Raw genomic sequence first — 18,786 nt, 5'->3', positions numbered from 1 at the left:
TTTGGAACCCAAACATTTAAAAAAAAGACAGATCACTCAATGATCTGCCTTTCCCTTTTGTCAGCCCTCCATATTGGATAGCTGTGACGCGTTTAATAGGCAACCAGTCTATCCTCAATTTCTTTGACAGCATTTACCGTTTTCATAAAGGAATCTGGTGTAACGGAAATGGAGTCAATCCCCTCTTCGACCAGGAACTGTGCAAAATCTGGGTAGTCGGATGGTCCCTGCCCACAGATGCCTACCTTCACACCCTGATGCTTTGCGGTCCGGATCAAGCTGGTAATCATAATTTTGACGGCGTCGTTGCGTTCATTATACAGGCTGGCGACAAGTGATGAATCGCGGTCCAAACCTAGCACCAGTTGCGTGAGATCGTTTGATCCGATCGAAAATCCGTCGATATGTTGTGCGAATTCTTCGGCTAGAATAACGTTTGCGGGGACTTCGGCCATCAGATACACCTCCATGCCATTTTGCCCGCGTTTAAGGCCAAACTCCTCCATGACGGTGTAAACCTGAAACAATTCATTTACTGTTCGGCAGAACGGAATCATTACCACCAAATTGTCTAGGCCCATGACCTCCCGTACCTTTTTTATTGCCCGGCATTCCATCCCGAAGGCTTCCTTATATGCTGCGGAATAATACCTTGAAGCGCCACGCCAACCGATCATCGGGTTCTCCTCCCTAGGCTCAAAGTATTTTCCGCCGGGCATATTATAGTATTCATTGGTTTTAAAATCCGAAAAACGGACGATGACTTTATTTGGATAATAGGCGGCAGCGATTTTTCCGATTCCGTAAGAAAGCTTTTCAATGAAATAATTTTCCGCATCGACATAGCCTGCTGTCAGATTATCGATATAGCTGCTCAGCGTGCTGTCGTTCAATTCCTGATGTTTTAAAAGCGCCATCGGATGTGCCTTGATGTAGTTGTTGATGATAAACTCTTCCCGGGCCAGCCCCACCCCTTTTGCGGGGTAATCTGCGTATTGAAAGGCGATGTCAGGTGAACCGATATTCATTAATATCGGTGTATTGACTTCAGGCAGATCGGCAAGGTCATGAGCATGTCTGGTATAAGGGATTCTTCCCCGGTATACGATGCCTGTATCTCCTTCAGCGCACGAAACCGTGATTTCCTGTGCTGTGAGCAGGATTTCGGTCGCTCCCGCGCAACCCACAATGGCCGGTACTCCGAGCTCCCTCGCCACAATGGCAGCATGGCATGTACGGCCTCCTTTATTGGTGATGATTGCCGACGCCTTTTTCATGATGGGCTCCCAGTCAGGATCAGTGATCTCTGCAACCATAATATCACCCGGATTAAAGTTAATTGTATGTATCTGCTGTTTGCTGATGCCTTTAAAGTTGTGTACTGTTCCTGAGGCAATTTTATCACCTACTGCGATACCCTTTAATAAAATTTCTGATGCCCTATCCTTCCGCTCAATTTTATATTCCGTGATACAGCTGGAGCTTTTCAGGGAATGGATGGTTTCAGGTCGGGCCTGAACAATATACAGATCACCGCGCAGGCCATCCAGCGCCCATTCCACATCCATGGGGCACCATCTTCCTTTGAGTGCTGTATAATAGTCTTCAATTAGGCACACCCATCTGGAAAGCAAGAGAATCTGTGTGTCGTCCAGACAGAACTGCTTTGTGTGTGCTTCGGGTGTATCAATCACCTGCACGGTTTCGTTTTTCCCAATAGCGTAGGTCATCTGCACTTGTTTGCTTCCTAATTTTTTTTCTACGATCGAAGCATAGCCCTTTTTTAATAGCGGTTTGTATACGATAAATTCATCCGGATTGACCATACCCTGAACAACAAGTTCGCCCAAGCCATATGATCCATTGATCAGAACAGCATCTTTAAACCCGCTTTCCGTATCAATTGAAAAAGCGACGCCTGAAGATCCACAATCCGATCGGACCATCTGCTGCACGCAGACAGAAAGCCCTATGTTAAAATGTCCGAAATTAAATGCCTCTCTGTAGCTGATCGCCCGATCCGTAAACAGCGAAGCGAAACAATTCTTTATCGCGGTTAAGAGCTCCTGTTGGCCACGGATATTGAGGTAAGTATCCTGCTGTCCAGCAAAAGAAGCATCGGGTAGATCTTCTGCTGTAGCTGAAGAACGTACTGCAACGCCAAAGTCCTGTATATTGTCCGGGCCTATTAGTGCTACGTAAGCAGCGAGAATTTCCTCCTCCATCGTTGCCGAGAAATTACCCTGCTGGATGAGTTTTCGGATGCTGCTCCCACTGCTTGCCAGTACCTGCAGGTCTTCAATGACAGCTTCCGCCAGGATCGCGCGAATCTTTTGATCGAGCTGATTGTCAGAAATAAACTGAAAATACGCTTTGCTGGTTACAATAAATCCATCCGGAATATTGACACCTAAGGGCTTCAGGTGCTGTAACATTTCACCGAGGGAGGCGCTCTTCCCGCCGACCAGATCAATATCCCCTATCGAGGATTCCATCAGCGGCATTGTAAATTTGTTATTGCTCATTTTATCATAATTTTACACGAAGGTAGGCGGCATTTTTTGAAGTAATTTGTTAAATATTAAGACAAACTGATACTATTTTAATACATTTATCAAATACATCATAATATTCATATTTATATTATATAAGTGGAAGATTACTTTGGACAGCAGGTTATCGCGAGGAATTCAACGTTCAGTTTGGCAAAAGCCGATGTTTACCATGCATCGAATAGCTTCCATAGCCATCGGGAATTCGAACTGATCTATATTCGTTCCGGACAGGGAACATTTTCAATCGGACAATCGTCTAAAAGGATATCCAGTGGCACTATGATCGTGATCGGAGCAAATATGCCGCACATGTTCAAATTTGAGACCAATCGCTACTATGATTATGCCATGAAGCATGGCCGGACACCGGTGCCGCTGAAGCTGCTAACGCTTCATTTCGATCCCCAAAAATTAGGACAGGATTTTCTAGGGCTCTCTGAAAACAACTTATTGGTCAGGTTGCTGCACGCTGCAAAGATCGGACTATATGTGGACGGGCAAATAAAAAAAACTATTGTCGGCATGCTGGAAAAACTGGAAAATTGTCAGCCGCATGAACAGCTGCCCTATTTACTGCTTCTGATGAATGAAATTGCCGCAAGCCAAAACCTTTCGGGCAGCATCGAAAAGGACGATATCAAGCCATTCAAAAAAATAGACGAGACACGCCTGAGCCGGATTTATCTGTATACGATGGACAACTTTTATAAAGACATCAAGCTACGTGATATCGCCGCGATTGTTTATATGGTGCCCAATGCCTTCTGTCACTATTTCAAATCGCGAACAGGAAGAAACTATTTCGATTTTCTGCTCGAGGTCAGAATTGAACATGTTTGCAAACTCCTGCGGGAAGGAAACGAAAGTGTTTCAGCAATCTGTGCAAGTTCTGGTTTTAATAACATTTCGAATTTCAACCGCTACTTTAAGCAGCATACAGGGAAATCTCCCCTCGCCTATCGTCAGGAACATAGACAGTAGAGTTAAAAAACAGATCGAGAAATTAATAACGCTTCCGGCAGCCGGAACCTCTAAACTTCTATTCTCATTTCAAGTAAATTGGGCTTAAACCCTACTTTGCTATAGGCGATTATCGCACTGTCATTCTGGTCATAAACCTGAAGTCTTACCTCGGAGATATTCTTTTCCTTAGCCCAGCTTAACAATGCTTCCAGAATCAATTTATTGATACCCTGTCCACGGTGCTCGGGTTTTACATACATAAATCCCAAATGCACATATCGGGTGAACTTCTGATAGGGCTTGGCATCGACTATTTTCGCATAGCCAGATCCGACAAGATCATTGTCGACCACAGCGACCAATACTTCTGCTTCAGGTGATTTTATGAGCTCCAGCAGGTCGTAGTAGTGAATCTCACCTTCTTTCAATGTATCGTCAAACGGACGTTCGGCGGCAACGATTCCCTGTTCAAATTCCAATAATATATCAATTTCATGTTCCTGTGCCGGTCTGATTTCTAAATCCATTCCTATGTCTTTTTTGTAATGTGCAATGATACCCACTTTAATTTCAGGTAATAAGCGGTTAGCGCAATATACAAAAATCAGCAACCCAATGAACCTTGTAAATGTCAACTGTCTGTAAATTACCCAGAATTGTATATCCTGTTACAAAAGTAAATAGCACAATCGATTGCGTTTAATTTATTTTCACAATATGAAAGTTGTTTAATAAATTAATATTGAACAATTAAAAATAAATTATGAGAAAAATCAAATTAGTAGCACTGCTCGGTGCTGCATTGGTCTGTTTTGGTTCTTGCAAAAAGACTGTAGAGCAAACCGAGACCCAAGAAAAACTATCGTTGCGGGCGGCCACCCCAGGACCTAACGGTTATGAAGTTCCCCTCGGGGGAAATGCTTTTGTCACGTCGGCACCTACTGGCGCTGTTGAAGTGATCAATAGCAATGGCCTGGCCAACTGGACCAATGCGAACAGCATCGTGAGTACCTATGCCAAGCTCCCACAGGCAGGCACATTAAGCGTAAAAATCCGGGCCAAAGTATTGCCAAATGGGGACAGTAGCGTGGTTAAGTTAACCATTAATGGCGTCAGTAAACAAATCAGTATGAAAGGCGGTACTGTAAAGGATTATACGGTCGGCAACTACACGATGAATACTGCTGGTTACGTCAAAATGGACCTTCAAGGGATCTCCAAAACCGGCGGTTATTTTGCCGATGTTTCTCACCTCGTTCTGAGTGGAAGCGCCACCAACGGAACAACCATCTATAGTGACAACAATGTGGATAACACCTACTACTGGTCACGACGCGGGCCATCCTGCCACTTAAGTTATACGGTGCCGACAAACCAGCAGGTATCCTATTACTATAGCGAAATCAATGTTCCTACAGGTGAAGACAAGATAGGTTCTTACTTTATGGCTAATGGATTTGGCCAGGGCTATTTTGGCATGCAGGTCAATTCGGCCAGCGAGCGCCGGATCCTATTTTCGGTATGGAGCCCCTACAGCACTGATAATCCGGCGGAAATACCCGTTGAGGATCGGATTACCCTTAACCGGAAAGGAGCGAATACCACAACGGGCGAATTTGGTGGCGAAGGTTCGGGCGGACAAAGTTATATGAAATATGGATGGACAAGCGGAAAGAGCTATAAATTCCTGCTCAAGGGCGAACCCGATGGCAATGGTGCCACCGATTTTACAGCCTGGTTCAATGATCCGACGGTCAATACCTGGACATTGATCGCAAGCTGGAAGCGGCCTAAAATAACAACTTATCTGACTAATTTCCACAGTTTTTTGGAAAACTTCAATGCAGACAACGGCTATCTTGGACGCTCAGCAGACTATAAAAATCAATGGGTACGCACAGCATCAGGCAGCTGGATGCCGGTGGTGCAGGCCAAATTTACTGTAGACGGCACCTATTCCAACAACCAGCGTATAGATGCCATGGGCGGCACTAATGGGGGTAGTTTCTTCCTTAAGAACGGTGGATTTTTCAATACCGTGGTTAATCCCGGTACCTTATTTACGGTCAACAATGGAAACCCCGCTCCTGCAATTGACCTCACCACCCTTCCATAGGTACAATACCGGATAAGGGCGTACTATAACAAGCTAATCACAAAGGGCGGTATGGCTACAGCTGTACCGCCCCCTTTTTGCGTTGTAGACACTTTTGGTCCACCGGAATAGCTGTGCCAAAAGGTAAACGATTTAGGTTCTAGGTTTGTTCATTCAGAAAATATCAACTAAAAAAGAAATACTATGCATATCAAATTCAAATTTGCTATAGCCCTGGTCACTGGAGCGGCACTGATTTTATTCAAGCGTCATGCGGAAAAAGTTAAAAATAGAAAACAGGAAAAGAAAGCCAAAAATAAGTCAAGAAGCAAACAACCAAGTAAACCCGTCGGTTATCGGCCATTTAAAGATCTAGCTTCGGAAATTAATCCAGATATTGTTGCCATGCAGCATGCTGATCCGCAGGTGGTAACGGACAACAAACATGTCCCAAATGTAAATTCACCCCAGCATGTTGCTTACCATCAAAAAGGAAATAGGCATCATTAGCTAGCCGGATCACTTTAAATTCGGGCTATCATCTGCTGCATTATGTCAGATTTGTGATTATCTTTAACTAAAGTTTTATCCGGTCCTATGACAGAAAATGTATTTAGCCAAGGTGCTGATCCTAATAAGGAAAGAGAACGTCTCGCCGCATTACGACATTATGAGATTACAGATACCCCTTCTGAAGCAAGTTTTGATGGTTTGGTAAAACTCGCCACCGAAATTTTCAACGTGCCTATTGCTCTCCTGTCCCTTGTTGATGCAGAACGCGTATTCTTTAAAGCCAATGTTGGTATGGGTACGACCAAAACGTCTACCCGGGCACATAGCCTTTGTGCACTGACCATCATGGATGAAAACGTCACTGTGATTGAAGATGCGCTTCAGGAAGAGAGTTTATCGCACAACCCAAATGTCATTGGTGAGCTGGGACTTCGATTTTATGCCGGCGCGCCATTAATCACACCGGAAGGCTTTTCAATTGGCGCATTCTGTATTCTGGATAAAAAACCACGGCAATTCAGTCCATCTGAACGAAGTATCCTGGCAGGATTGGCCCGTACGGCGATGGATCAGATTGAACTTAGAAGGTCTGCCCTTGTCAAAATTGCCGATGTAGAAGAGGTCAATATCACTTTGGCCAATATGCAGCAGCGGCTGATTGATTTGAATGGGGAAATGGAAGCGGCAAATGCACAACTCAGTAAAACAAACCTGCAGCTCAACCGTTCAAACAACGTTACAGTATCCCTAAACAAAAATTTAAGAAAGAGCGAACAACGTCTTAAATCTTTTATCAACAAAGCACCGGTCGCATTTGCCATATTGACCGGTCGCGAAATGACAATTGAGGTGGCCAATAATATGGTGCTTTGGATATGGAGCAAAACTGCATCCGTGATTGGAAAACCCCTCGCAACAGCAATGCCTGAGCTAAAGGATCAACCCTATCTGGAACTCTTGGACCAGGTGTTTTTAAGCGGCGATACTTATGTCGGAGATACGGCCCTGGTGACATTAAAAACCGACGGCGCATTCAACGACCATTATTTTGATTTTATTTATGAACCCCTCAAAGACGAGGATGGAAATACAGAATCTATTATTGTCATTGCCAATGAGGTCACCGACAGGATTCGTCAGAAAGAGCGTCTGGAAGAGCTTAACCAACAATTGCAGATGGCCCTTGAAGCTGGAGAATTAGGTACATTTAACTTAGAGGTACCAACGGGAAGAAATTATACCTCAGCGACCTGCAGAAATCATTTTGGGTTATCTGATGGCGAAGTTTTTGAGTATGCCGACTTTATGAATTCAATTGTTCCAGAACATCGGGATATGGTTCATAATGAGGTGCAGGCAGCAATTTTTCATCACATACCTTACCAAGCGGAATACCTTACACAATGGCCCGACGGGTCACGGCACTGGATCAGTTCATCCGGCCTGACCCGATATGACGCTGAAGGGAAACCCGTTAATCTGATAGGTGTCACTGTCGACGTGACCAAACGCAAGAATTATGAAGCCCAGAAAGACGACTTCCTGGGGATCGCCAGCCACGAGCTAAAGACGCCGATTACCAGCCTTAATGGTACTATTCAGATGTTGGAAATGCTAAAGGATAAGGCAGCTGACCCGACGGTTTGCAAGCTGATAAGTATGGCCGGAGTCAGCATCAAGAAAATTACAGCTTTGGTGGATGATCTCCTCAATATGCACCGTATTAGTGTGGGACAATTGGAACTTCAGCGAACAACGTTTTCCGCAGCAAAAATGCTAGAATCTTGCTGTAATAACCTCAATCTACTTGGTAAATACCAGCTCAAAGTCGGTGGTGATCTTGACGCGGTCCTCTATGCGGATGAGCAGCGTATCGAACAGGTGGTGGTCAATTTTATCAATAATGCAATCAAATATGCACCCAATTCGAATGCTATTGAAATCAAGATTGAGCATCTGGATGAGTACGTAAAAATCAATGTACGGGATTTTGGTGATGGAATAGACCCTGCAGTCCAACAACATATTTTTGGTCGCTATTACAGGGCCAATCATGATGGTAAAAAATATTCAGGCCTTGGACTCGGACTCTATATTGCGTCCGATATCATAAAACGGCATGGTGGAAATATCGGTGTGGATAGTTCAATCGGTGGTGGTAGCAATTTCTGGTTTACTATTCCACACGCATTATAGGGATAAATACCCTTTTTGGTAAAAATTAATACGGTCCATACAGAAAAGGCATATGGTTTGCATTTAATCCTCAAAATAAAAATTAAATTGTAGGACATTAACTCGTTAGGGTCTTAAATGTATATGGAAGAAAAAAACACGCATATTGATCAATTAAAACAAACTAATTATAATTCGAACAATGATCTCGATCTTTATCTTAAAGCCTTAAATTCTGCCTATTCAGGCATTATTATTACAGATAATATGCAATATGACAATCCAATTATCTATTGCAACAAAGCATTTGAGACGATCAGCGGCTATTCGCACAATGAGATTATTGGGCATAATTGTCGTTTTTTGCAGGCTCAAGATCGTTCACAGCGCCAACGCCAGCTTTTAAAAGAAAGTATCCAGCGTGGTGAAGAATGTAAAGTCGAAATTCGCAATTACCGCAAGGACGGTACGCTTTTTTGGAATGAACTGTTTATATCTCCTGTGAAAAACGAAGCGGGACAGGTTACCCATTTTATAGGCGTACAAAATGATATCACGGCGCGCAAGAAAGCCGAGCACGACCTTAGGGAAGAAAAAGCACATGTCGAACTCAAAATACAAGAACGAACGAAAGAGTTACAGGAAAAGGAAACTTTTCTCTCCAGTATCATTGAGACAGTCCGGGAGAGTTTATTGGTATTGGATGCCAATTATATCGTGTTGAGTGCGAATAGACATTTTTTAAATTCTTTTAAGGTTTCTTCGGAGGAAACGTTGGGAAAACCGCTCTTTGAACTTGGCAAGCAGCAGTGGAATATCAATTCTTTGAAAGAACTCCTGACACAGATTCTGCCGACCAACAATCCTGTTATCGATTACGAGGTAGACAATATATTCCCCCATATAGGGCGTAAAGTGATGTTATTAAATGCTTATCGCATTGAATTTGAAGGGCATTATAAAGATCGCATATTGATTGCTTTCGAAGACATTACGGAGAAAAAAGAGCAAGACCAGCGAAAAGACGATTTTTTGTCCATTGCTAGCCATGAGCTCAAGACGCCCCTTACGACGATTAAAGGTCTGGTTCAAATTTTACAACGTATGAGCTCAGATCATTCAAATGAAAAATTCGTGAGCACGCTCGATAAGATGTCAGCCTATGTCGATCGCTTAAATCTGTTGATCACTAAACTGTTGGATACGTCAAAAATACAATCCGGTCTTATCGAATTGCATATGGAGCCATTTGATATTGATCAAACAATCCGCGAGGCAATTGATAACATTACACTTGCTGTGCCTGGTTATGAAATCCAGCTATCGGGTACTACAGGGGCCATTGTTCGGGGAGATGAGCTACAGATTATGCAAGTAGTCAATAACCTATTATCTAATGCTATTAAATATTCACCCGATTCAAATAAGGTGGAAGTAAGCATTCACAAAGTTGCTAATTTTGTCAAAATCTCCATAAGAGATTACGGTATGGGCATCAGCTATCAGGATAGACTGAAGATATTCGAAAGATTCTTCAGGGCCAGCCATATACAAAAAAAATTTCCCGGGTTAGGGATCGGGCTCTATGTATCACATGAGATTATAGCCAATCATAACGGAACCTTATGGGTAGAAAGTGAACTCGGAGAAGGTTCTACATTTAATTTTACATTACCAATTATAAATAACGACGAAAGCCATGGAGCGTAAAAAAATAATGATCTGTGATGACGACCAAGGAATAGTAGAGATGCTTGAGCTATTTCTCGAATTAGAAGGATTTAATGTTATATCCGAGATCAACAGCACAAACCTGATTAAACAGCTCACGACGCACCAGCCAGATCTGTTGTTATTGGATTTATGGATGCCTTTACTATCGGGTGATCAGGTGATAAAAATTATCCGAAATACGCCCGAAGTGAAAGACCTACCAGTGCTTATACTTTCGGCGAGTGTCGATGGGGCCGCCATTGCAGAGGATTTAGGTGCAAATGGATTTATTGCAAAACCTTTTGATCTGGATGAAATTACGTCCAAAATCAATGCAATATTAAGTAATTGAAACATTTATCCGGAAGATTAAAGAGGCAATGGTATTCCTTTGTAAGATGACAACGGAGTCCCCATAGAACTACGAAATTAGCATCCGCGAAATCATGATGAGATAAGAGAATTCCGTAAAAACCTTACGGAATTCTCCCGTTCAAAATAACTTGGATGCCCCTTCCGCCCTACTGTTATCCAATTAAGGCAAATTCCTTTTATTCAGCCTTAATTTGAACCTCCCCCGAAATAAGTCCGTTACTTTTCGCTTTTACGACAATTTGGCCTTTGTTTTTGCTTGAGACAATAACCAACGCTTTACCATGAAATGCCCGTCGCGATGTCGACTGAAAACGCGTATGATCTGTTGTATTCCCATTGTCTGTCGCTACAATTTTTGCCCCATTTCCCTCCACCTCAAAATCGATCTTATCTGCTGCATTGGGAACTAGGGTGCCAAATTCGTCCACAACATAAGCATGTACAAAAGAGAGTTCATTCGCCGCCGCACGGAAGGACTTGCTTTCTGCAATCAGTTTGATCCGCTTCTCCTTTGCTGCTGTACGGATGGTTTTACTTAAGACCCTTTTTTCCTGCTGATAAGAGATTACTTCAAGCGTGCCGGGTTCGAATGCGATCTCCTTAAAAACGAGTTCGTAACGGTCTGGATCTTTTTTCTGATCGCCGATCTTTTTGCCGTTGCGATAGAGTTCTACCCGGTCGGCTTGGTTAAAGTAAACCACTACATCAATTTTATCTCCTTTTTTCCAATTCCAGTGGGGTAATACATGTAGGACAGGCGTTGCTGTCCATACGCTTTGATACAAATAATATACATCCTTCGGGAAGCCTGCTAAGTCCACTATGCCAAAGTACGAACTTCTTGCTGGCCAAGTATATGGTGTGGGTTCGCCTAGGTAATCAAAACCCGTCCACACATACATCCCCGCGATGTGATCATACTTTTCCATTAACCGCAAGCTTGTCTGATGGTTTGATCCCCAAGGCGTGAATACATTGTCGTAAGCTGATATGCTCCAGTCCTTGTTGCCCCCATCAAAAGGAATATCCCATCTTTCGGGCCACATACGAATGGAGTCATACGGAAGCAAATCATATTTCCCACGGCTTTCCAATGCCGAGGTGCTTTCCGTTACGATAAACTTTTTTCCAGGATGATCCTGTGGGAAGCTTGCCCATTTCTTATGGTTGTAATTGTAGCCAACTAAATCTACCGCCGCACTCATCAGTACGGGATTGGCTTTGGAAAGCTCATTATTGGCAATAGTGGTTAGACGTGTACCATCCAGGCTATCGACAATCGCCGCCAGTGATATCGGAATAGCTGTACCGTCAGCTTTGGAATGCCACTGCTCCTGTGCTTCATTGCCCAGACACCAGATAAACAGCGACGGATGATTCCGATCTCGTTTGACATGATCCACGAAGTCCCGCTTGTACCATTGGTCCCAATATAAATGATAGTCATAGGGGTTTTTATGACCTTTCCAGACATCGAATGTTTCACTCATCACGACGAAACCCAAGCTATCACAAAGGTCCAAAAATGTTGGGGCCGCAGGATTGTGCGATGTGCGTATCCCATTCACCCCCATTGCTTTCATTATGCGGAGCTGACGTAATGCTGCAGACCGATTGAATGCCATGCCAAGTGCGCCAAGATCACTATGTAAACAGACCCCCCGGATTTTAAGCTGTCTCCCATTGAGTATAAAGCCCTGTTGCTCATCGAATCTAAAATTGCGTAAGCCAAATTTGGTATGCTGTTCATCCACAACCTGACCATCCACAATGAGCTGCATTCTTGCTGTATATTGATACGGGGTTTCAATATCCCATAAGACAGGATTTTCAAGGACTATCTGCTGACCGATAGGATGTAGGCCTGCTTTGACAGCATTCAAAGTGGTACGTTTACTTGCGACAATAACACCTTTAGCTGAAAGAATCGCTGTCAGCAATGTTATCTTTTTTGATTCTTTACGGCTATGCTCAATTGCCAGCGACAAGTCTACTACTGCACGTTTCTCGCTAAGCTGTCCAGCCCTTACGAAGGTACTGTTGGTGCCTATGCTGATTGGATTTCGAATGATTAATTTAACATCCCGATAAATCCCCGAACCAGAATAGAAACGCGAGTTGGGCTGATTCTTATTATTTACTTTGACTGAAAGCAGGTTGTCTCTACCATCCCAGTATAGATCATGAGACAACTCATATTCGAATCCGATATAACCATTGGGTCTTTTCCCTAAGAAATGCCCATTAATCCAAACTTCACTGTTTTCGTATACACCTTCAAATGCGACAAATACTCGTTGGTTTCGCTCAGCTTTAGCCAACTTAAACGTTTTTTGATACCAACCTACGCCACCATCGAGATAAGCAGCCCCGCTACCTGCGGGACTGTTTTCTCTAAATGGCATTTCGATACTCCAGTCGTGTGGTAGATCGAGCTTTCGCCAGCCTTCTCCTTTTCGCCCATCGCTATATTGCTGGTTGCTGTCCAGTTTAAACCACCAGCCTCTATTAAAATCAATAACCTTTCTGGACTGCCCACTTACGGAGCCCGTGAGCATCAATAATAGAAACAGTATACCTATTCGGCTATACCCTATATCAAATAATTGCTTCAACATACATTTATTTGGTCTTTTGAGTATCAGACGTATCTTGGGTCAAGCTCTCCTTGTAGGCCTTACTGATAAAATTAAAAGTCAGCATGGCAGCTCCATCATTCGAAAGTACGGGATCTCGCAATACGGCTAATTGCATGGTATTCTCGGTCAACGACATAATACGGACATCGCCCCAGTCGACGACGATCCCATCTTGTGGTTTTCCATGTAAAGGCGAAGCCCCCGTCATGCGGATGGTTTTCTTTTGGGTATCAATATTAAAAGTCCCCTTCTGAACTTTGCCCAGCATGGCATGGTTAACATTGATGTTTGCGCCACCCTTCAGGTCAAAAGTCATACTCCCATAATCGCCTGCCGGCATCAGCCAGCTATTGCCTTTCCAATCGGGTTCCCAGCTCCAGCTATCGCTGTTTAAGGGGGCGGCTGTTTTGTTGATGCTTCCCCACCAGTCACCGGTGCCGTAAAAATACATTGGACCTTTAAAGTAACGGGAGATCCCGTCAGCATCTAGATCGAGGTACCAGGTTTTCTCTTCCCCGGCCCCGCCCGTCAATAAAGTCCAGGTTTCGTCACTGATAAATTCGGCATACATCTGATCGATTTTAAATGTCACAGGTTCGCCGTAGACAATGCCACCTCGGGTCTCGACACCAAATTTGACCGTGTACTCACCAGGGAAAGGCATTTTCAAGGTCACCTTTTTTTCCTGGCTCCGTCCCTGTGGATGCTCCCATAAAGCGGTGTATTTAGAATCCATCAGACTGGTTAAATACACAATATTGGGATTATTAGCGTCATGTTCAACGGTGAAAGCTTTTCCCTTCTCCAACTGTGCCGATGTGACATCGATGTCCCCCAGTGTATAATTCTCTGGAGAACAGGCTCCAAAGAGTACCATCGCCGCAAAGAAGCAGATGGCATATGTGAATATCTTTTTCATTTTTGTCTAGTTATAATTCAACGGATAGCAAATTCTACTAAGCTTTTGTCTAGTTCCAGCCGGCATTTTGTTTCAATACACCATTGGATAAAGTAATCTGCTTGTTTGGAATTTGCATAAATCCTTTCGTCGTCAAAAAACGCTCCTTAGTCACGATAACCTTCTCCGGCACCGAACCGCTAAGCACATCTTCTGTTGTTTCCAGTGTAGCAGCCGCATTATTTAGCCCCTGCCGCAATACATCCCAATAGCGGATACCTTCAAACGCAAATTCAAATTTTCTTTCCTTCAGAATATTATTTTTTGAAACTGCTAACGATACAAAATTGGCCTTATACGCTCTTTTCCGTACCTCGTCAAAGTATTTCTGTGCATTTGCGGAACCGAGCTCTGCCGCCATCAGCAAGACATCAGCATAGCGGATGACAAAGTAATCCTGGTCTTGGGACAATTGCATATCCTTATCCCCTCCTGTATTGGTAGTGCCATCTGGCAATGCCGTGGGAGCATATTTTTTTATGGTGTAACCAGTATACTCACGCTGGTCTTTCAGATCAAATCCCGTGATGTTCTCGCCATCGATATCAATAATTGAGGCGGTTTTGCGCGTATCCATGTTGTCAAACTCATTGAAGAACTTTTTGCTTACCGTACATGCCCCCCATCCTTGGCCATAAGGCGACCAATTTTTACCGCGCATGCCCAGAAAGACGACCCAGCGGTTGCCATCAACATAGCCGTTGTAGTTCGATGTATTGTTGAACTTCTGTGCAAATACAACCTCAACATTTCCCTTACCGGCATATTTGGAGATATCTAGTGTATTATTGCTTGCATTGGGGATATAACTCGCTGCCGGCCAAAGATTCTTGAAATCAGCCACCAGCGCAAACTGGCCGCTGCTGATAACCTCTTCCAGTCCCGTCAGGGCTTCGGCTTTGGTGATACCGATATCTTCGCCACCATAATAGCCTGAATAAAAGAGATAAACACGGGCTAGTAGCGCTTTGGCAGCAAATGGAGTTGCCCGACCATCATTGGTTGCCGCAGCTGACTTGGGGTAAGCTGTTGCTGGGATATTGGCAGCAGCAAATTTAAGGTCTGAAACAATCAGCTGATAAATCGCTTTGGGGTCCGACTGTGGGATATTCTCATTGGTCGGGCTTGTGAGCAGAGGTATGTTTTCGAATAAACGGACGAGATCAAAGTACATGGTGGCCCGCAGGAATTTCGCTTCCCCTTCAATGCGTGCCCGTACAGTTGTATTACCCGAAAAATCAGTGCCGTCCAATTTTCCCAATAGCGTATTGCACCTAAAAATTCCAGCATAGTAATCCGACCAGGTGCCGTCAAAGATATTGTTGTCCGATTGAGATTGTGCAATATCAAAACGGTCGATTGCCTGAAATGAGCGACCGTCTGTTGTACCTGTTCCGCCAAAACAATTGTCGGCGGCCACCTCTGCTGTCAGATAGAAAGACTGGCTGCCGTTGGAAGTCGTCCGTTGATAACCATCATAACAACCGACCAAAGCCATGTCAGCATCGGCTACCGTTTTATAAAAATTGCTTTCCAAAACGCTTGTCATCGGTTCGACATCCAAAAAACTGGATGAACATGATCCTAAGATTAAGGACCCAAATAACATGGAATGATAGATATAGCTCGTTTTTTTCATGATTTCTTGTGTTTAGAATTTAACATTTAGGCCAAATAATACAGTCCTTGGTCTTGGATAGTAACCGAGGTCGATACCCGATACCCAACCATCGGTTCCATAACCGATCTCGGGATCCATCCCATCATATTTGGTGAACGTGAACAAATTTTGACCTTGTACGTAGAAGCGGATCTGATTGGCATACTTCCATTTGATCAGCTTCGACAGATCATAACCTAAGGTCACATTGCTGATCCGAAGAAAGTCTCCATCCTGAATATAAAGGTCTGAAAACTGCCAGTTGACATTGGTTTCTGTAACGCGAGGGATCGTATTGGAAGTACCCTCTCCCGTCCATCGGTCTAATATTCTTGTGGTATAGTTTGCCTGTTTATTGGCATGATTGCGATAAGACTGTACAATTTTGTTACCGAGGGAGCCGTAGGCATTCACCGAAAAATCAAATCCTTTGTAATCTAGTCCAATATTAAATCCATAGGTAAAATTAGGCATGCCCACGCCCAGATTTGTTTTATCCGAGGCATTGATAATACCATCATTATTCTGGTCTACATATTTCACATCGCCCGGTTTTACATCCGCTTGAAGGATACCTTTCCCGGCTGTTTTCCAAGCGTCGATCTCGGCTTGGTTCTGGAATAGACCGTCTGTTTTATACCCCCAGAAGTAGCCAATGGGCAGACCATTTGCGGCACGGTAAAATTCTTCCGAATTATCGTACAACATAGCTGTCTGTCCGTGGATAATACCATCTTCGGTAGGTATCTGGCCAACCTTATTTTTGTTATAGGCACCATTTACCCCAAGACGGTATTTGACTTCATTGATCTTGTCCGCCCAATTTAGTCCCAGTTCCACCCCCGTATTCTTTACATCGCCCCCATTGATAAAAGGTGGCAACGTTCCGGTTGTCGCCAAAACAGGCGCTGTAACCAGCCAGTTCTTGGTCTTTTTGACATAAAAATCGGCAACGACATCCAAACGGCTGTTTGCAAATTTGGCGTCAAATCCGATATTGGTCTGTTCGGAAGTTTCCCAGGTCAGATTCGGATTGGATAAGCGGCTTGGATAAGCCCCAGCGATATTATTATTGCTTGTTCCAAAGACATAATGCGCTCCGGGATTGGATGAGGTGATACCTGTTGAGGTACTAATGGGCGCTGCATATTGAAAATCAGCGATATCCTGGTTACCCACCTGTCCCCATGAAGCACGCAGTTTGAGGAAGTTTACGCCAGCTAAATTTTCCTTAAAGAAATCTTCCGAAGAAATGACCCAGCCAGCCGACACAGAAGGGAAATATCCCCAGCGGTTGTTACGTGAAAATTTGGAAGAGCCATCTGCCCGTATTGTCGCATTCAGTAGGTACTTTTCCTTATAATTATAACCCAGCCTTCCAAAATACGAGACCCTTCGGGTGACATTTTCAGGCCGCCCCGATACAGTTCTGGTCTCCACCACATTACCCTTTTCATCCAAATGTGCCTGGCCTGTGGTATTGTCCAGATAAGCATGTGCAAAATCGTTGAACTGGGAAAGTAGATTCCAGTTGGACCCCGAAAGGTAAGTTCCCTGGTAACGTAACGATTCCATACCGACCATGGCCGAAAAACGATGATCCGTATTGATATCAAAATCATAAGAAGCGGTATTTGTCCAGGTCAGCGTATGACCTTTGCTCATGTTCTGTGAGGTCGTTGTATGATCTTGGTTGTAGGTGTAGATGGAGAAGCGGTATAAGGGTGTAAAACTTCTGTATTCCGAAGCATAATAGTTAAATCCCAACAATGAACAAACCTTTAGGCCTTTGATTGGTTCGATTTCCGCATAGATATCGGCCAGTAATTTTTGACCATCATTGGCGTTATTCGAATTAGTCATCATCACCCCATATGGGTTGCTGTCCCCATTGTACCAGGGTGAATTCGAAGTGTCATTGAAAGGACTTCCGTATAAGCCATTGTCCGAATACACCGGTGACAAGGGCGAAGTAGCAAAAGCACCACGCAGCGTATTGCTGTACTGATTGCCGACACTGATGCCTCGATTTTTAATGTAGTTAAAGTTGAGATGCTGCCCTATTTTCACAAAATTATCGAAAAGTTTATGTTCCGAGTTCGTTCGGAAACCATAACGCTGGTAGTTGGAAACGTCTTTACCTCCTACAATTCCTTCCTGGCCAATATAGTTCATTGATAAGGCGTAGGTGGATTTCTCATTGCCACCGGTAAGGCCAACATTGTAATTATCCATTTTCGCATTATCCTTGAACATGTAATCCATCCAATTCGTATTAGCCAGACCGTCCATGCCGTTAAAATCAATCACCGCGGCCCCCGAATTCAGCGATTGCTCATTCATGATCAGCTTGTACTGATCTGCATCCAGCAATTTTGCTTTACGCGAAACGTTCTGAATGCCCGTATAGCCATCAAACGACAGCACATTTTTTCCCGCAGCACCCATTTTAGTGGTGACAAGGACCACTCCATTTGCCGCCTGCGATCCATAGATGGCGGCCGAAGCGGCGTCTTTAAGCACATCGATAGACTGGATATCAGCCGCATTCAGGACCGAAATATCCCCTCCTGGGACGCCATCAATGACATACAGGGGACCGGAATTGCCGATTGTTCCCAATCCACGGACGACAACTTTCATATCCGCCCCGGGCTGACCGGAGGTGGAGGTGATGGACACACCCGGTGCTTGTCCCTGAAGGGATTGTAATGGATTCAATTGGTTACGTTTCTGCAATTCTTCGCCTTCAACCTTTAGGTTTGCTCCTGTATTCAATTTTTTCTTTTGCACACCATAACCTATCACCACTACTTCTTCGAGGTCAGAAGATTGTGGTTGTAGGCGGATTACCATATTGGGGCCGGTAATTTTAACTTCCTCCGTTTTATACCCCACGTAAGTAATGGTCAATATAGTCCCTGTGCTGGCCTTCAGTGAAAACTTGCCCGAATCATCACTGCTTGTTGAAATCTTCTGATTCTTTACGCTAATACTCGCTCCCACGATCGGCAAGCCTGAATCAGCCGAAACAACCGATCCTGTGAAGGATTGTGCCCAGACCAAAGAGGTCACGCTGGTCATGACCACGACGGCCATGCCCCTGCTCAACAATTGTTTGCTTATCATATGTCTTGATT

12 protein-coding genes are annotated in these 18,786 nt (G+C 44.0%); 6 read left to right on the top strand and 6 right to left on the bottom strand.

Features of this window, described 5'->3' with window-relative positions:
• Positions 1-92 precede the first annotated feature (92 nt).
• Entirely contained in the window at positions 93-2,525 is a 2,433-nt protein-coding gene (ppsA, locus tag HMAT_RS05750; protein ID WP_104381815.1) for a phosphoenolpyruvate synthase, read from the bottom strand.
• A 126-nt stretch (positions 2,526-2,651) separates the two neighbouring features.
• Between ppsA and HMAT_RS05745 the strand changes: the two genes are divergently transcribed.
• Complete coding sequence (locus tag HMAT_RS05745) at positions 2,652-3,536, top strand: AraC family transcriptional regulator (protein WP_104381814.1); 885 nt, start codon at positions 2,652-2,654, stop codon at positions 3,534-3,536.
• A gap of 50 nt (positions 3,537-3,586) precedes the next feature.
• On the opposite strand, the gene HMAT_RS05740 is transcribed toward HMAT_RS05745, so the two are convergent.
• A complete protein-coding gene (locus HMAT_RS05740) occupies positions 3,587-4,045 on the bottom strand; it encodes a GNAT family N-acetyltransferase (RefSeq protein ID WP_104383315.1) in 459 nt (152 codons plus the stop codon).
• A gap of 236 nt (positions 4,046-4,281) precedes the next feature.
• Between HMAT_RS05740 and HMAT_RS05735 the strand changes: the two genes are divergently transcribed.
• The 5 genes from HMAT_RS05735 (at position 4,282) to HMAT_RS05715 (ending at position 10,366) form a co-directional block, all read left to right on the top strand.
• The gene (locus HMAT_RS05735) at positions 4,282-5,634 is read left to right on the top strand and encodes a DUF3472 domain-containing protein (RefSeq protein WP_104381813.1); all 1,353 of its coding nucleotides are present in this window, start codon (positions 4,282-4,284) and stop codon (positions 5,632-5,634) included.
• A 183-nt stretch (positions 5,635-5,817) separates the two neighbouring features.
• The gene (locus HMAT_RS05730) at positions 5,818-6,123 is read left to right on the top strand and encodes a hypothetical protein (RefSeq protein ID WP_104381812.1); all 306 of its coding nucleotides are present in this window, start codon (positions 5,818-5,820) and stop codon (positions 6,121-6,123) included.
• 87 nt (positions 6,124-6,210) lie between these two features.
• Positions 6,211-8,322 carry an ATP-binding protein gene (locus HMAT_RS05725; RefSeq protein WP_104381811.1) on the top strand — a complete coding sequence of 704 codons (2,112 nt, stop codon included), beginning with the start codon at positions 6,211-6,213 and terminating at the stop codon, positions 8,320-8,322.
• A 123-nt stretch (positions 8,323-8,445) separates the two neighbouring features.
• Positions 8,446-10,011 carry a PAS domain S-box protein gene (locus HMAT_RS05720; RefSeq protein WP_104383314.1) on the top strand — a complete coding sequence of 522 codons (1,566 nt, stop codon included), beginning with the start codon at positions 8,446-8,448 and terminating at the stop codon, positions 10,009-10,011.
• Complete coding sequence (locus HMAT_RS05715; RefSeq protein ID WP_104381810.1) at positions 10,001-10,366, top strand: response regulator; 366 nt, start codon at positions 10,001-10,003, stop codon at positions 10,364-10,366. The genes HMAT_RS05720 and HMAT_RS05715 overlap by 11 nt, the downstream gene beginning before the upstream one ends.
• A 199-nt stretch (positions 10,367-10,565) precedes the next feature.
• Here HMAT_RS05715 and HMAT_RS05710 read toward each other — a convergent pair whose 3' ends face one another.
• From HMAT_RS05710 to HMAT_RS05695, 4 genes are read right to left on the bottom strand one after another with little or no spacing between them, the layout of a single operon-like run.
• Positions 10,566-13,007 (bottom strand): glycoside hydrolase family 2 TIM barrel-domain containing protein, encoded by a 2,442-nt coding sequence (locus tag HMAT_RS05710; RefSeq protein WP_104381809.1) that lies wholly within the window; start codon positions 13,005-13,007, stop codon positions 10,566-10,568.
• 4 nt (positions 13,008-13,011) lie between these two features.
• The gene (locus HMAT_RS05705) at positions 13,012-13,947 is read right to left on the bottom strand and encodes a hypothetical protein (protein ID WP_104381808.1); all 936 of its coding nucleotides are present in this window, start codon (positions 13,945-13,947) and stop codon (positions 13,012-13,014) included.
• Between the two features lie 49 nt (positions 13,948-13,996).
• Entirely contained in the window at positions 13,997-15,625 is a 1,629-nt protein-coding gene (locus HMAT_RS05700) for a RagB/SusD family nutrient uptake outer membrane protein (protein WP_104381807.1), read from the bottom strand.
• Between the two features lie 12 nt (positions 15,626-15,637).
• Positions 15,638-18,775: a TonB-dependent receptor gene (locus tag HMAT_RS05695; RefSeq protein WP_199768554.1), complete on the bottom strand. Its 3,138-nt coding sequence runs from the start codon at positions 18,773-18,775 to the stop codon at positions 15,638-15,640.
• Positions 18,776-18,786: the final 11 nt, after the last annotated feature.

The sequence above is a fragment of the Sphingobacterium sp. HMA12 genome, from assembly GCF_002933815.1.
Lineage (GTDB): Bacteria > Bacteroidota > Bacteroidia > Sphingobacteriales > Sphingobacteriaceae > Sphingobacterium.
This window is presented reverse-complemented; position numbering and strand designations above follow the sequence as displayed.

What these genes read in the sequence shown, in the direction of transcription:
- ppsA (WP_104381815.1), bottom strand. Translation starts at nt 2,525, where the DNA reads ATGAGCAATAACAAATTTACAATGCCGCTGATGGAATCCTCGATAGGG.
- HMAT_RS05740 (WP_104383315.1), bottom strand. Translation starts at nt 4,045, where the DNA reads ATGGATTTAGAAATCAGACCGGCACAGGAACATGAAATTGATATATTA.
- HMAT_RS05735 (WP_104381813.1), top strand. Translation starts at nt 4,282, where the DNA reads ATGAGAAAAATCAAATTAGTAGCACTGCTCGGTGCTGCATTGGTCTGT.
- HMAT_RS05730 (WP_104381812.1), top strand. Translation starts at nt 5,818, where the DNA reads ATGCATATCAAATTCAAATTTGCTATAGCCCTGGTCACTGGAGCGGCA.
- HMAT_RS05725 (WP_104381811.1), top strand. Translation starts at nt 6,211, where the DNA reads ATGACAGAAAATGTATTTAGCCAAGGTGCTGATCCTAATAAGGAAAGA.
- HMAT_RS05720 (WP_104383314.1), top strand. Translation starts at nt 8,446, where the DNA reads ATGGAAGAAAAAAACACGCATATTGATCAATTAAAACAAACTAATTAT.
- HMAT_RS05715 (WP_104381810.1), top strand. Translation starts at nt 10,001, where the DNA reads ATGGAGCGTAAAAAAATAATGATCTGTGATGACGACCAAGGAATAGTA.
- HMAT_RS05710 (WP_104381809.1), bottom strand. Translation starts at nt 13,007, where the DNA reads ATGTTGAAGCAATTATTTGATATAGGGTATAGCCGAATAGGTATACTG.
- HMAT_RS05705 (WP_104381808.1), bottom strand. Translation starts at nt 13,947, where the DNA reads ATGAAAAAGATATTCACATATGCCATCTGCTTCTTTGCGGCGATGGTA.
- HMAT_RS05700 (WP_104381807.1), bottom strand. Translation starts at nt 15,625, where the DNA reads ATGAAAAAAACGAGCTATATCTATCATTCCATGTTATTTGGGTCCTTA.
- HMAT_RS05695 (WP_199768554.1), bottom strand. Translation starts at nt 18,775, where the DNA reads ATGATAAGCAAACAATTGTTGAGCAGGGGCATGGCCGTCGTGGTCATG.